The following is a 14,150-nucleotide window of genomic DNA, read 5'->3' as shown; positions in this document are numbered from 1 at the left end:
CGGGGTTGTCTGGTGACTACAGCACGGTGCCTGCGCTGTCCGCCTTACTTGGCCAGGCTGTCCAGGCCGGCTTTGGCGACCACGCCGTCCTGCTCGGAGCTGCCGCCCGAGACGCCGATGCCGCCAACGACTTTGCCATCGACCATCACCGGCAGGCCTCCCTCGACCGCATTGGCGCCGCGCAGCGTGAGCACGCGCAGGCCCGTGCCGCCGGCGGCCAGCACGTCCTGGAAGACCTTGGTCGGGCGCCGGTACATCGCCGCCGACACCGCCTTGTCCTGCGCCACCGCGACGCTGGCCGTCTGCGTGTTGTCCAGGCGCTCGAAGGCCACCAGCTGGCCGGCGGTGTCGACCACCGCCACGGCCATCGGGATGTTCATCTTTCGGGCTTCGGCCAGGGCCCCGGCCAGGGCCTTGCGGGCGGTGTCCAGGTTGACCGACGGGCCGTACTGCGGCACCTGGGCCTGGGCGGTGGACACCAGGCAGGCCAGGGCCAGGCCGGACAGAACGTTGTGCATGGAAGCTGCGCGCATGGGGGGTCTCCGGAAGTGATTGTTGGGATGTGGGTTCCGCTCGCGGCCGCACGGCCGAGGGGCGACGTGCACGCTAGCACGGCGGGGCCGGCATGGGCGACGTGCGGGTGTCGATGCCCGCAGGCCGGTGACGATGCCCGGCACGCGGCCGGGGCTCGAGGCATCCCTCGTGGATCAAACGTCGGCGCGCGTCGCGCTCAGGCCGCCATCACCTGTTCGCCACCCAGTGCGTCGAGCAGGTCGCCGATCAGCGGGGCCAGCTCGCCGGTGGCGATGGCCGCGTCGGCGTCGAAGGCCTCGTCGTCGCGGCCGGACTTGCGGCCCTCGAACACGCCATCGAGGAAGGCCAGCTTCTTGATCTGCAGGCCGTCGGTCAGCGTGAAGGACACGCGGCCCTGCCAGGTCAGCGCCAGCCGCGTGGGCTGCTTGCCACCCTTCAGGTGCTCGCGGATCTCGACGATGTCCAGCGCATGGCGGGCGTAGCGCACCGTGGGCTTTTCGCCGTCGGCGGCCTTCAGCTCGCAGTCGCGGTCGACGCTGAAGCCTTGCGGCGGCTCGCCGCTGGACAGCCACTCGGCCATGGCCACGGCCGGCGAGAGCTGGGTCTGGATGCCCTGTGCCGACACGCCGACCAGGCTCTTGGCCAGTTGCGTCAGCGCCAGGTCGGCGCGCGCGCTGCTGCCGGCATCGACCATCAGCAGGCGCTGCGCCGGGGCGATCCACAGCCGCACCGTCGCGCGTTTGGTGAACGACATCGGCAGCAGGTCCAGCGTGGCCTGGTCCTTCAGCTCGCGCATCTGCTTCTTGCCGGGCTTGCGGCCGGTGGCCTGCTCGACCTTGGCGGCCAGTTCCTCGGCGCGGCGGCGCACCACGGCGCCGGGCAGGATGCGCTGCTCCACCTGCAGCGACAGCAGCCACTGGCCGTCGACCACCTCGATCAGCGGGGCGTTGGCCACGCCACGCGGCTCGACCCAGCCCAGCGACAGCGGCTGCGTCAGCCCGCATTCGATGAAACGGTCGCGGTCGAGCGCGGCCTCGATGTCGGCCATGCTGGCCGGGCCCTCGGGGCCCAGCCTGTAAACGATCAGGTTCTTGAACACTCGCGCAATCTCCGGCCGAAAGGCAAAGAGGCGCGATTGTGCATGGCGGCGGCGGGTGGGCCGGGCGCCGGGCGGCGCGGGGGTCGCGAGTCGCGGTGCACGACCTGGCCGTTCCGGCGCGCAGGAGATGCAGTCCCCAGTGCGGGTCGAACGGCCCGAAGCTCGGCCAGGGATCGCCGCACGCGTCAGCGGCTCGCCATCGTGGGCGAGCCAGCGTTCAGGTCCACTGCGTTCACGCAGTCTTGAAGTATTCGATCGACTTCAGCAAGCCGACAGACTGCTGGCGCAGCGACCCGGCGGCTGCCGCGGCCTGCTCGACCAGCGCAGCGTTCTGCTGGGTGGCGCGATCCATGTGCCCGACCGCCTTGTTGACCTCATCGAATCCCGAGGACTGATGCGCATTGGCCGACGACATCTCTGTCACGAGCGTCGACACCTGCTCGATGGAACTGACGATCCTGTGCATCGTCTCGCCGGCATGCCGGACCTTGCCCGAGCCGTCGTCGATCTGTTCCACGGAGGTGCCAATGAGGCCGCGAATCTCCTTGGCGGCGGTGCCGCTGCGGCTCGCCAAGGCCCGCACCTCTTGCGCGACCACGGCGAAGCCACGACCTTGCTCCCCTGCCCGGGCGGCCTCCACGGCGGCGTTCAGTGCCAGGATGTTGGTCTGGAAGGCGATGCCATCGATCACGCCGATGATTTCGCGGATGCGTTGCGCCTGGTCGTTGATCGCCGACATCGTGCGGATCACCTCGTCCACGGCGTCGCCGCCTTGACGGGCCAGCGACCGCGCATTGTCGGCAACCTTCCTGGCCTCCTGCGCCGTGGAGGCGTTCTGACGAACCGTGCTCGTCAGGGTCTCCATCGTCGATGCCGTCTGTTGCAGTGCAGACGCCGTCTGCTCGGTACGCGCCGACAAGTCGATGTTGCCTTGCTCGATCTCGGACGAAGCCGTGTCGATCTGTTCCGCGGCGTCGCGGATGCCGGCAATCGTCTGGCTGAGTTGGGCCGTGACCTGATCCAGTGCGCTGAGCACCTGACCGGTCGCGTCTCGCCCGGCCTGCACGTCATGCTGCCTCAGGTTGCCTCCGGCCACTTCGCGCGCAATGATCAGTGCCTGCCCCAATGGCCGCGTGATGAGCCTGACACAGACCCACGTGGCCAGCGCGGACAGCAGCAGACCGACGAAGGCCAGGCCGATGGTGACGCGATTGCCCCATGAAACGGCCGAGCTTGCGGATTGGGCGTGCTGCCGTCCACTCGCAATCTCCTGCTCCGTCAGGGCGCCCGTGTGCTCCTTCAGTTCGGCGAATGCCTTGGACGTGGTGGTCATGAACAGGGCCGCGCCGGCCAATCCCCCGCTCTTCATGTCCAGGGCATCGGCGGCCGACTTTTCCAGCTTCACGATGGCCTTGTCCAACGATTCGCACCGGGCCAGCACCTCGGGTCGGCCCGCACCGGCCTCCTTGATCCGCTGAACCGTCGCCCGCATCGACTTGAACTCCGCCGGAATCTTCTTGTCGATGTCGGCAATCAGCTCTGCCTTCATGCCAGCGCCTTCATAGGCGAGGCTTTGCATGATGAGCGAGTAGGCATGTGTGGACTGCTCGCTCAGTGCGGTCGACTCCACGACGTTGGGCAACCCCTGGCTGACGATCAGGTCCACCGCGCGGCCGGTCCCGAGGTTCGTGAGGTAGGCCGAGCCGGCGGCCACCAGCATGCAGATTACGACCACAGCGGGGGCGGCGGCGACCTTGGTGGAGATAGAGAGATCTCGCAGCGCGAACTGCATGGCAACTCCTGTGAAGCAGATCGGCGGCCCGAGGATTCAGCGATAGATGCCGACGGCGACAAAACCTTCCGGCTTTTCGGTCTTCACGATGTAGGCGGATTTGTCCTCGACCTTCTTCGTCACCGGGTGCGCCCACTGGTAGTCGACCCAGCCGCTGCCCTTCTTGGCGGCCGCAATCATCTCCTTGTTGAATTCCTTGCCGCTGGAATCGCGCATCTCGGTGAAGTTCTTGCCGATCAGCTTCTCGTTCGCGCCGTGGAAGAGCATCGTGGCATTCATGTCCTGGGCAAACACGAACATGTCCTTCGGGCGCCATTTCATGTCGCTGGAAAAGTCCTTGAATGCCTGCGTCGAGCCCACGCTGGCCACGTGGGACGCGGCAGCAACGGCAAGCGCCTTGGCCTCATCGCGTGTGCCGCGCGCCGGGTCGGCGGCCCAGGACGAGGTGGCCATGCAGGCGCACAGGATGAGGAGATGTCGGCGTTGCAAGATGAGCATGGGTTGTCCCTTCGGATCAGACAGACGATGGATGACTTGAAGCCTTGCTATCGGCAGGGTCTTCAAGGCACTTGAGCAGGATTTGCGCGGTTTGGGGTTGGACCGAAGCGATCCAACCGGCCAACCTGGTCCAAGGCCGCATTGCGTCGTTGGACACGCACGAATCTTGTCGCCTCGAGGCAGGCCCGATGCAGGGAACAACCGCCTCGATGGGCCGCAAATGCGGCCAATCGAGGCCCGGTGGTCCAGGGATCGCCAGTCCTTGCGCTCAGTCGACCGTCGCCGCGGCAGCGGCGGGCGTGCGCATCAGGTGGTCGAACGCACCCAGGGCGGCCTTGGCGCCGTCGCCGGTGGCGATGATGATCTGCTTGAACGGCACCGTGGTGGCATCGCCCGCCGCGAACACGCCCGGCACGCTGGTCTGGCCGCGCGCGTCGACCACGATCTCGCCGTGGCGGCTCAATTCCACCGTGCCCTTCAGCCATTCGGTGTTGGGCTGCAGGCCGATCTGCACGAACACACCTTCCAGCGGCACCTGATGCGTGCTGCCGGTGGCGCGGTCGGTGTAGCTTAGGCCATCGACCTTGCGGCCGTCGCCGGTGATGGCCGTGGTCTGCGCCCGGGTGTGGATGCGGACGTTGGGCAGGCTCTTCAGCTTGTCCACCAGCACCGCGTCGGCGCGCAGCGCGTCGCCGAACTCCAGCAGCGTCACCTGCGACACGATGCCGGCCAGGTCGATCGCCGCCTCGACGCCCGAGTTGCCGCCGCCGATCACCGCCACGCGCTTGCCCTTGAACAGCGGGCCGTCGCAGTGCGGGCAGTAGGCCACGCCCTTGTTGCGGTACTCGCGCTCGCCGGGCACGCCCACCTCGCGCCAGCGCGCGCCGGTGGACAGGATCACGCTGCGCGCCCGCAGCGTGGCGCCGTTGGCCAGTTGCACCTCGGCCAGGCCGCCGGGTTCGTCGGCCGGCACCAGGCGTTCGACGCGCTGCGCGTTCATGATGTCGACACCGTAGTGGCGCACGTGCTGCTCCAGCGCGGCGGCAAACTTTGGCCCCTCGGTCTCCTGCACCGAGACGAAGTTCTCGATCGACAGCGTGTCCAGCACCTGGCCGCCGAAGCGCTCGGCCACCACGCCGGTGCGGATGCCCTTGCGCGCCGCGTACACCGCCGCCGCGGCACCGGCCGGACCGCCGCCGACGATCAGCATGTCGTACGGCGCCTTCGCGTCGAGCTGGGCCGCGGCGCGGGTGGCGCTGCCGGTGTCCAGCTTGGCCAGGATCTCCTCGATGCCCATGCGACCCTGGCCGAAGGGCTGGCCGTTGAGGAAGACGCTGGGCACCGCCATCACCTGGCGCTGCGCCACCTCGTCCTGGTACAGCGCGCCGTCGATCGTCACCGTGCGGATGCGCGGGTTCAGCACCGACAGCAGGTTCAGCGCCTGCACCACGTCCGGGCAGTTCTGGCAGGTGAGCGACATGTAGACCTCGAAATCGAAGTCGCCGGCGAGCCCCTTGGCTTGCGCGATGACCTCGTCGCTGACCTTGGGCGGGTGCCCGCCGGTCTGCAGCAGGGCCAGCACGAGGGAGGTGAACTCGTGCCCCATCGGCAGCCCGGCAAAGCGGATGCGCGCCGGCTCTCCGGGCAGGCCGATCGAGAACGAGGGCTTGCGCTCGGCGTCGTCGCGCTCCACCAGCACCACCTTCGGCGACAGCGAGGCGATCTGCGTCAGCAGCCGGCGCAGTTGCTGCGACGACTCCCCGTCGTCGAGGGAGGCCACCAGCTCGATCGGGCGCTGCAGCTTGTCGAGGTAGGCCTTGAGTTGGGTCTGAAGCGCTGTGTCGAGCATGGTGGTCATCCGGTCGAAAGTGGTCGGCAACGGGGTCGGTCAGGTCGGGTCGGTCAGATCTTGCCGACCAGGTCGAGCGACGGGGCCAGGGTCTCGGCGCCCGGCGTCCACTTGGCGGGGCACACTTCGCCCGGGTGGCTGGCCACGTACTGCGCGGCCTGCACCTTGCGCAGCAGCTCGGTGGCGACACGGCCGATGCCGTCGTCGTTGATCTCGAGCATCTTGATCACGCCCTCGGGGTTGACCACGAAGGTGCCGCGCTGGGCCAGGCCGGCTTCCTCAATCATCACGCCGAAATTGCGGGTGATGGTGCCGGTGGGGTCGCCGACCAGCGGGTAGCGGATCTTCTTGATGGTGTCCGACGTGTCGTGCCAGGCCTTGTGGGTGAAATGCGTGTCGGTGGAGACGCCGTAGATTTCCACGCCCAGCGCCTTGAAGGTGTCGTAGTGGTCGGCCAGGTCGCCCAGCTCGGTCGGGCAGACGAAGGTGAAATCGGCCGGGTAGAAGAAGACGACACTCCACTGGCCGCGCAGGCTGGCGTCGGACACTTCGACGAACTTGCCGTTGTGGTACGCGGTGGACTTGAAGGGCTTGATGGCGGTGTTGATGAGGGACATGCTGAACTCCTGGGGTGGTTGGAAGGGTGGATCGGTGAGCGAACAGAACGAATGCTATCGATCTTTTGATACCGATAGGTTTGATTGAATCAACCCAAACCATTGCCAAAGACTATGAGACGCTGCAGCACACGATGAACCTGCTCGAATCCCTGCGCTACCTGGCCGCGCTGGAGCAACACCGCCACTTCGGCCGTGCCGCCCAGGCCTGCCACATCACCCAGCCGGCGCTGAGCAACGCGCTGCGCGCGCTGGAGCGCGACCTGGGCGTCACCATCGTCCGCCGCGGCCGCCAGTACGAGGGCCTGACGCCCGAGGGCGAGGTGGCGCTGGCCCATGCGCACCGCCTGCTGCGCGAGGCCGAATCGCTGCGCCAGCACCTGGCCAGCCGGGTCGATGCGCCGAGCGGGGGGCTGCTCATCGGCGCCGTGCCCACCGCGGTGCCCATCGCCACCCGCTTCGCCGCCCGCCTGCAGGCGCGCCATCCGGGGCTGCGGCCGGTGGTGCGTTCGCTGGCCTCGCACGAGATCGAGGACGGCCTCGACACCCTGGCCCTGGACATCGGTCTGGGCTTCAGCGACCGTCAGGAGGTGTCGGCCCGCGCGCTGTCGGTGCTGCCGCAGTACGAGGAGCACTGCTTCCTGCTGTGCCGGGCCGACGGGGCAGCGGCACCCTTCGCGTTCGGCCCGCCGATCGCCTGGCGAGAGGCGGCCGAATTGCCGTTGGTGCTGCTCACGCCCGACATGCACCACCGCGCGCTGGTCGACCGGGCCTTTGCCGAAAGTGGGGCCTTGCCCGAACCCGCATTGCAGACCAATTCGGTGCTGGCGCTGTGGGTGGCGGTGCTCGAAGGTGGCCACGCCGCGGTGCTGCCGGGCGCGGTGGTGGACGCGGCCCGCGGGCAGGCCGGCCTGGTGGCGCGGCCTTTGCACACGCCGGTGTTGCGCACACCGGTGGCGCTGTTGAGCCACACGACGGCTCCGCCGACGCCCGCCCAGCAGGCGGCGCTGGCCATGGCGGCCGAGCCCGAATGGCGGCTGCACGCCGCCGCGCACAGCGGGGCGCTGGCCATCGCGGCGTGATGCCGCGGCGCTGCGCCAGGACAGATCGGCGGTGCCCACCCACAGTTTGAGCGCGCTCAACGCGCGCGGCGAGGCCGCCGGCACAGTGAAGTAGACCTGCCAGATGACGGTCCAGATGACGGTCAGCGCCGTTGACCGCCCCAACGCATCGCGAGGCCTCCCATGACCAGATTGAACCGTGCCCTTGCCGCCGCCGCCATGGCGCTGGCCTGCAGCCAGGCTGCCTTCGCCAGCATCATCGGATTCGACTACATCGTCCACATCGATGCGGTGACGGTGGACGGCCGGCCGCCGGCCGGCGTCCTGCCGGTCGGGCCGGGCAACGCCGTCACCGGCACCTTCGCCTTCGACACCACGCTGACGCCCAGCTTCCCGCCTGTGCCGGACGTGGCGTTCTACGACTACCTGCTGCCGTCGCCACTGGTGGCCCACCACCTGCGGTTCCAGTTGCCGACGCCGCTGGACTTCAATTTCAGCAACGTCTCGTACGCGGTGGTCAACGACGCCTCGCTGGGCAATGTCGGGCTGCCGAACACCATCGAGGACGAACTGATGGTCGCGAGTTCCTTCGCCTCGCCGACCTTGCCCAACTTCTCGACGATCATGTTCCTCATCAGCCTGGGCACGCTCGGCCAGCCGCTGGGGCCGCTGGCGTCGCTCGACCTGCCCACCACGCCGCCGAACCTGGCCGATTTCAACGACACGAACGAATGGAACTTCAGCATCGGTTCGCCGAACTCCGACCCGTTCACGAACCCGGACTACTGGACCATCAGCGTCCAGGGCCACCTCGTGTCGCTGACCCTGGCCGAGATCCCCGAGCCGCCCTCCGGCGTGGTGGCCGTGCTGGCGCTGGCCGCCCTGCTGTGGCAGCGGGCGGCGGTGCGCCGACGCGGGCGCACATTCGGCGCCTGAATCGACCGGTGTCGCAAAAGCATTGGACAGCCCCGGCCCGGCGAAGTCATCATCGCCGCCCATGGCATCCGACACTCCCACCCTCGCCCGCACCGCCGACCCGACGATCGGCAGCACCTCGGTCGACGCCTTGCGCGGCGCGCTTCGCCGCAAGGGCCAGCTCAAGGGCCGCCAACCCGACGATGCCGCCCGCGCCGAGGTGCGCGCGCTCATCGGCGAAGGCCCGCACCGCCCCGACCTGCTGATCGAGCACCTGCACCGCCTGAACGACGCGCACCGCGCGTTGTTCGAGCGCCACCTGGTGGCGCTGGCCGCCGAGATGCGGCTGGCCATCGCCGAGGTCTACGAGGTCGCGAGCTTCTACCACCACTTCGAGGTCGTGCACGACGACGCCGTGCCGGCCCCGGTGACCGTGCGCGTGTGCGACAGCCCCGCCTGTGCGATGGCCGGCGCGGCCGCGCTGACCGACCGGCTGGCGTCGGTGCTGGGGGACGGCGTGCGCGTCGTGCATGCGCCCTGCGTCGGCCGCTGCGAGCAGGCGCCGGTGGCCGTGGTCGGGCAGCACCCGGTGCCGCGCGCCGAGGCCCTGTCCGTGGCCAACGCGGTGGCCGAGCGCCGACTGCACCACCCGATGCCGCGCGACGACGGCCACTTCGACCCCGCCACGCTGGCGCCGGGCGCCATCACCACGTCGCTCACCGACACCGCCCCGGCCTATGTCGGCTACGAGGCTTACCGCGCGCGCGGCGGCTACCGGCTGGCCGCCGCGGTGGTGGAGGGCGAGCACGAGGTCGATGCGGTGCTGCAGGCCATGGACGACGCCGGCCTGCGCGGCCTGGGGGGCGCGGGCTTCCCGGCCGGGCGCAAGTGGCGCATCGTGCGCGAGCAGCCGGCGCCGCGGCTGATGGCCGTCAACATCGACGAAGGCGAGCCCGGCACCTTCAAGGACCGCACCTACCTCGAGCGCGATCCGCACCGCTTCCTCGAAGGCGTGCTGATCGCGGCGCAGGTGGTGGGCATCGACACCGTCTACCTCTACCTGCGCGACGAGTACCACGGCTGCCGTGAGCTGCTGCAGCGCGAGCTCGACCGCCTGCGGGCCAACCCGCCGTGCCCGCTGCCCACCATCGAGCTGCGCCGGGGCGCTGGCGCCTACATCTGCGGCGAGGAGTCCGCGATGATCGAGAGCATCGAGGGCAAGCGCGGAGAGCCGCGGCTGCGGCCCCCGTACATCGCGCAGGTGGGCCTGTTCGGCCGGCCGACGCTGGAGCACAACCTCGAGACCCTGTACTGGGTGCGCGACATCGTCGAGCGTGGCCCGCAGTGGTTCGCCGGCTACGGCCGGCACGGCCGCAAGGGCCTGCGCTCGTTCTCGGTGAGCGGCCGCGTGCGCGAGCCGGGCGTCAAGCTGGTGCCGGCCGGCATCACGCTGCGCGAGCTGGTCGACGAATACTGCGGCGGCATGGCCGAGGGCCACACGCTGTACGCCTACCTGCCAGGCGGCGCGTCCGGCGGCATCCTGCCTGCCTCGCTGGCCGACGTGCCGCTCGACTTCGACACGCTGCAGCCGCACGGCTGCTTCATCGGCTCGGCCGCCGTCATCGTGCTCGGCCACCACGACCGCGCCCGCGACGCCGCGCTCAACTGCATGCGCTTTTTCGCCGACGAGAGCTGCGGCCAGTGCACGCCCTGCCGCGTGGGCACCGACAAGGCCGCACAGCTGATGCAGGCGCCCCAGTGGGACCACGCCACGCTCGACGACCTGTCCAACGTGATGGTCGACGCCTCCATCTGCGGCCTGGGCCAGGCCGCCCCCAATGCCGTGCGTTGCGTGCAGCGCTACTTTGCCGACGAGGTCTGAGCATGCCTGCATCCACGATCGATTTCACCCTCGACGGCCAGCCGGTCCGGGCGCAGTCCGGCGAGACCATCCTGCAGGCCGCGCGGCGCCACGGCGTCGACATCCCGCACCTGTGCTACAGCGACGGCCTGCGGCCCGACGGCAACTGCCGCGCCTGCGTGGTCGAGGTGGCCGGCGAGCGCACGCTGGCCCCCAGCTGCTGCCGCACGCCCACCGCCGGCATGGCCGTGCAGGCGCGCAGCGAGCGCGCGCTGAAGAGCCAGAAGATGGTCGTTGAGCTGCTGCTGGCCGACATGCCCGCCAGCGGCCAGCAGTGGGTCGACGGCGACGCCAGCCGGCCGCACGGCGAGCTGTCCGACTGGGCCGCCCGCCTGGGCGTCACCCCGCGGCCCGAACTCACCATGCGCGCGCGGCGGCAGCCGGCACCCGACATCAGCCACCCGGCGATGGCGGTCAACCTCGACGCCTGCATCCAGTGCACGCGCTGCGTGCGCGCCTGCCGCGAGCTGCAGGTCAACGACGTCATCGGCATGGCCGGCCGCGGCTCGCACGCGCGCATCGTGTTCGACCTGGGCGACACCATGGGCGCCAGCAGCTGTGTGGCCTGCGGCGAATGCGTGCAGGCCTGCCCCACCGGTGCGCTGAGCACCAAGACGCTGATCGGCGACCAGCGCGTCGATCGCGAAGTGGAATCGGTCTGCCCCTATTGCGGCGTCGGCTGCCTGCTGACGTACAAGGTGCGCGACGAGAAGATCGTCGCGGTGGAGGGCCGCGACGGCCCGGCCAACCACGGCCGCCTGTGCGTCAAGGGCCGCTTCGGCTTCGACTATGCCCACCATGCGCAGCGCCTGACCGTGCCGCTGGTGCGCAAGCCCGGCGTGGCCAAGGACCCGGCCGCGCGCCACCACCCCGAGCACTGGCGCGACGTCTTCCGCGAGGCCACCTGGGACGAGGCGCTCGACCTGGCAGCCGGCGGCCTGAAGCACCTGCGCGACACCCACGGCCCCAAGGCGCTGGCCGGCTTCGGTTCGGCCAAGGGCAGCAACGAGGAGGCCTACCTGTTCCAGAAGCTGGTGCGCACCGGCTTCGGCAGCAACAACGTCGACCACTGCACCCGCCTGTGCCATGCCAGCAGCGTGGCCGCGCTGCTCGAAGGCGTGGGCTCGGGCGCGGTCAGCAACCCGGCCGGCGACGTGGTGCATGCCAGCCTGGTCATCGTCATCGGCTCCAACCCCACGGCCAACCACCCGGTGGCGGCCACCTTCATGAAGAACGCCGCCGAGGCCGGCACCAAGATCGTCATGATGGACCCGCGCCGCACCGACCTGGCCCGCCACGCCTGGCGCACGCTGCAGTTCAAGCCCGACACCGACGTGGCGCTGCTCAACGCCATGCTGCACACCATCATCGACGCGGGCCTCACCGACCCGGTGTTCATCCGCGACCGGGTCGACAACTTCGAGGCCCTGAAGGCCCAGGTGGCCGAGTGCAGCCCCGAGGCCATGGCGCCGATCTGCGGCATCGACGCCGAGACCATCCGCGAGGTGGCGCGCGAGTACGCCACCAGCAAGGCGTCGATGATCCTGTGGGGCATGGGCGTCAGCCAGCACGTGCACGGCACCGACAACTCGCGCTGCCTGATCGCGCTGGCCGGCATCACCGGCCAGATCGGCCGGCCCGGCACCGGCTTGCACCCGCTGCGCGGCCAGAACAACGTGCAGGGCGCCAGCGATGCGGGCCTGATCCCGATGATGTTCCCCAACTACCAGCGGGTGGACAACGCCGAGGTGCACGCCTGGTTCGAGGACTTCTGGCACACCAAGCTCGACGACCGGCCGGGCCTCACCGTCACCGAGATCCTGGCCAAGGCCCAGGCGCCCGACAGCGATCCGCAGAAGATCTGGGGCATGTACGTCGAGGGCGAGAACCCGGCGATGAGCGACCCCGACCTGAACCACGCCCGCGAGGGCCTGGCCCACCTGTCGCACCTGGTCGTGCAGGACCTGTTCCTCACCGAGACGGCCTGGCTCGCCGACGTGGTGCTGCCCGCCTCGGCCTGGCCCGAGAAGACCGGCACGGTGACCAACACCGACCGCATGATCCAGATGGGCCGCCGCGCCATCCCCAGCCCGGGCGATGCCCGGCAAGACCTGTGGATCATCCAGCAGATTGCCCGCCGCATGGGCCTGGACTGGAACTACGAGGGCCCGGAGTCCGGCGTCGCGGCGGTGTACGAGGAGATGCGCCAGGCCATGCACGGCGTCATCGCCGGGGTCTCGTGGGAGCGGCTCGAGCAGGCGCACAGCATCACCTTCCCCTGCCTCACCGAGGACGATCCCGGCCAGCCCATCGTCTTCATGGACCACTTTCCGACACCCGATGGTCGCGTCAAGCTGGTGCCGGCCGGTCTGGTGCCGGCCGCCGAGCGGCCCGACGCCGACTACCCCTTCGTGCTGATCACCGGCCGGCAACTCGAGCACTGGCACACCGGCAGCATGACCCGCCGCGCCCAGGTGCTCGACGCGATCGAGCCACTGGCCACTGCCAGCCTGCACGGCGACGACCTGAAGCAGCTGGGCCTGGCGCCCGGCGACGCGGTCACCGTGGCCTCGCGCCGCGGCAGCGTCACGTTGCACGCCCGGCGCGACGACGGCACGGCGCGCGGCGCGGTGTTCATCCCCTTCGCCTATGGCGAGGCGGCGGCCAACCTGCTGACCAACCCGGCGCTCGACCCCTTCGGCAAGATCCCGGAGTTCAAGTTCTGCGCCGTGCGCGTCACCCCGGGCGGGGCGCCGCTGGCGCCGGCGGGCTACGGCACCGGCGCGGTGGCCGAGCCGGTGCTGTAACAACGCGCGGCGGGCGCCGCCTGCGCACCGCCGGCCAAGGCGTGCGCTGCGCGCCACGCGCGGAGGGCAGTGCGCTGGGCCGCGGCGCCAACACGCCGACAATGGCAGGGTCCGTTCTTGCCACCGCCCGTGATCGCCCACCCCACTGCGCCGACCCCGTCCTGGCCGCCGGACCTGCGCCGGTCGGCCACGCTGACGCGCTGCCTGGTGCTGGCGGCCCTGCTGCACGGCCTGCTGGTGGTGATGGTTGGCAGCGCGCCGCCCGGCACCGCCGAGCCAGGGCAGGGCGTCTGGGGCGCGCTGAACATCCGCCTCACCGGCCAGATGGGTGGCCAGATGGGCGAAGCGGCCACCGGCGCCACAGTCAACCGACCCGAGGCCTACACCGGCCCGCGCGGCCAGGCCACCACGCCGCGCTGGGGCGGCGGCGTGCGCGATGCCGCCCAGACCCCGCCCGACCCCAGCCTGCCGGGCGCGGCCCGCCTGGGCACCTGGAACCCCGCCAGCACCGAGCGCGACGCCGGCCCCGAAGGCACGGCCGCCGATGCCCCGCCTGCGCCACCGCATGCCCCGGCGCTGAGCGGCCCGGCCGAGGCGCCGCCGAGGGTGGACGCGCCTGCCGCCCCGCCCGCCACCGCGGCCCCCAGTGACACCGCCGCGGCCACGGCAGCGCCGACGGTCGACTCACCGGCCGCGCCGCTGATGCCGCCACCGGCGGCCCGACCGGCGCCGACCATCGACCTGCCGGCCTGGACGCCGCCGGCGATCCGCGCGCTCGACACGCCGATGCCCCGAGTGGCCACGCCCGAGCCGCCCAGCGCGCCAGAGTCCGTGCCGCTGCGCCAGCCCACGCCGCGCGCACCGCCCACCGTCGGCCTGCCGGTGCTGGCGCCGCCGGCCATCACACCGCCCGATGCACCGCTGCCGCGCGTGGCCCCGCCCGGGCCGCCGCCGGTGCCCGAGCCACCGCCACTGCGGGTGCCGGCGCCGCGCGCTGCGCCGATGATCGGCCTGCCGGCGCTGGCGCCCTCCGCAGTCGTGCCGCCGCGGATCGTGC

General features: G+C 70.6%; 10 protein-coding genes and 1 pseudogene. 5 read left to right on the top strand and 6 right to left on the bottom strand.

All coding sequences use genetic code 11. The annotated features are described in order from the left end of the window. Positions 1-44: 44 nt before the first annotated feature. The 6 genes from EOINJALH_RS09175 to ahpC all read right to left on the bottom strand — a co-directional run bounded on the left by EOINJALH_RS09175 (position 45) and on the right by ahpC (position 6,389). Complete coding sequence (locus EOINJALH_RS09175) at positions 45-533, bottom strand: heme-binding protein (protein WP_088280053.1); 489 nt, start codon at positions 531-533, stop codon at positions 45-47. Positions 534-730: 197 nt separating this feature from the next. Then, on the bottom strand, positions 731-1,633 hold the full coding sequence (locus EOINJALH_RS09170; RefSeq protein ID WP_088280052.1) for a recombination-associated protein RdgC: 903 nt from the start codon (positions 1,631-1,633) through the stop codon (positions 731-733). A 232-nt stretch (positions 1,634-1,865) separates the two neighbouring features. After that, positions 1,866-3,425: a methyl-accepting chemotaxis protein gene (locus EOINJALH_RS09165; RefSeq protein ID WP_088280051.1), complete on the bottom strand. Its 1,560-nt coding sequence runs from the start codon at positions 3,423-3,425 to the stop codon at positions 1,866-1,868. Positions 3,426-3,461: 36 nt separating this feature from the next. Next, the gene (locus EOINJALH_RS09160) at positions 3,462-3,923 is read right to left on the bottom strand and encodes a cache domain-containing protein (RefSeq protein ID WP_088280050.1); all 462 of its coding nucleotides are present in this window, start codon (positions 3,921-3,923) and stop codon (positions 3,462-3,464) included. Between the two features lie 268 nt (positions 3,924-4,191). Further along, positions 4,192-5,772, bottom strand: a complete 1,581-nt coding sequence (ahpF, locus tag EOINJALH_RS09155) for an alkyl hydroperoxide reductase subunit F (protein ID WP_088280081.1) — start codon at positions 5,770-5,772, stop codon at positions 4,192-4,194. Between the two features lie 53 nt (positions 5,773-5,825). Continuing rightward, positions 5,826-6,389: an alkyl hydroperoxide reductase subunit C gene (gene ahpC / locus EOINJALH_RS09150; protein ID WP_088280049.1), complete on the bottom strand. Its 564-nt coding sequence runs from the start codon at positions 6,387-6,389 to the stop codon at positions 5,826-5,828. A 134-nt stretch (positions 6,390-6,523) separates the two neighbouring features. Here ahpC and EOINJALH_RS09145 point away from each other — a divergent pair, with 134 nt between their 5' ends. The 5 genes and pseudogenes from EOINJALH_RS09145 to EOINJALH_RS09125 form a co-directional block, all read left to right on the top strand. Then, positions 6,524-7,471: a LysR substrate-binding domain-containing protein gene (locus EOINJALH_RS09145; protein ID WP_088280048.1), complete on the top strand. Its 948-nt coding sequence runs from the start codon at positions 6,524-6,526 to the stop codon at positions 7,469-7,471. A 162-nt stretch (positions 7,472-7,633) separates the two neighbouring features. Continuing rightward, complete coding sequence (locus EOINJALH_RS09140; RefSeq protein ID WP_144289942.1) at positions 7,634-8,386, top strand: hypothetical protein; 753 nt, start codon at positions 7,634-7,636, stop codon at positions 8,384-8,386. A 61-nt stretch (positions 8,387-8,447) separates the two neighbouring features. Beyond that, on the top strand, positions 8,448-10,247 hold the full coding sequence (locus EOINJALH_RS09135) for an NADH-ubiquinone oxidoreductase-F iron-sulfur binding region domain-containing protein (protein WP_088280046.1): 1,800 nt from the start codon (positions 8,448-8,450) through the stop codon (positions 10,245-10,247). A 2-nt stretch (positions 10,248-10,249) separates the two neighbouring features. Beyond that, on the top strand, positions 10,250-13,093 hold the full coding sequence (gene fdhF / locus EOINJALH_RS09130; protein WP_088280045.1) for a formate dehydrogenase subunit alpha: 2,844 nt from the start codon (positions 10,250-10,252) through the stop codon (positions 13,091-13,093). A gap of 129 nt (positions 13,094-13,222) precedes the next feature. Continuing rightward, a pseudogene (locus tag EOINJALH_RS09125) lies at positions 13,223-14,150 on the top strand (hypothetical protein); the annotation flags it as partial.

Source organism: Ideonella sp. A 288, assembly GCF_002198735.1.
Taxonomy (GTDB): Bacteria; Pseudomonadota; Gammaproteobacteria; order Burkholderiales; family Burkholderiaceae_C; genus Pseudaquabacterium.
The sequence above is the reverse complement of the archived record's forward strand: the minus strand, read 5'-3'. Positions and strand labels throughout refer to the sequence as shown.

What these genes read in the sequence shown, in the direction of transcription:
- EOINJALH_RS09165 (WP_088280051.1), bottom strand. Translation starts at nt 3,425, where the DNA reads ATGCAGTTCGCGCTGCGAGATCTCTCTATCTCCACCAAGGTCGCCGCC.
- EOINJALH_RS09145 (WP_088280048.1), top strand. Translation starts at nt 6,524, where the DNA reads ATGAACCTGCTCGAATCCCTGCGCTACCTGGCCGCGCTGGAGCAACAC.
- EOINJALH_RS09135 (WP_088280046.1), top strand. Translation starts at nt 8,448, where the DNA reads ATGGCATCCGACACTCCCACCCTCGCCCGCACCGCCGACCCGACGATC.
- fdhF (WP_088280045.1), top strand. Translation starts at nt 10,250, where the DNA reads ATGCCTGCATCCACGATCGATTTCACCCTCGACGGCCAGCCGGTCCGG.
- ahpF (WP_088280081.1), bottom strand. Translation starts at nt 5,772, where the DNA reads ATGCTCGACACAGCGCTTCAGACCCAACTCAAGGCCTACCTCGACAAG.
- ahpC (WP_088280049.1), bottom strand. Translation starts at nt 6,389, where the DNA reads ATGTCCCTCATCAACACCGCCATCAAGCCCTTCAAGTCCACCGCGTAC.
- EOINJALH_RS09175 (WP_088280053.1), bottom strand. Translation starts at nt 533, where the DNA reads ATGCGCGCAGCTTCCATGCACAACGTTCTGTCCGGCCTGGCCCTGGCC.
- EOINJALH_RS09160 (WP_088280050.1), bottom strand. Translation starts at nt 3,923, where the DNA reads ATGCTCATCTTGCAACGCCGACATCTCCTCATCCTGTGCGCCTGCATG.
- EOINJALH_RS09140 (WP_144289942.1), top strand. Translation starts at nt 7,634, where the DNA reads ATGACCAGATTGAACCGTGCCCTTGCCGCCGCCGCCATGGCGCTGGCC.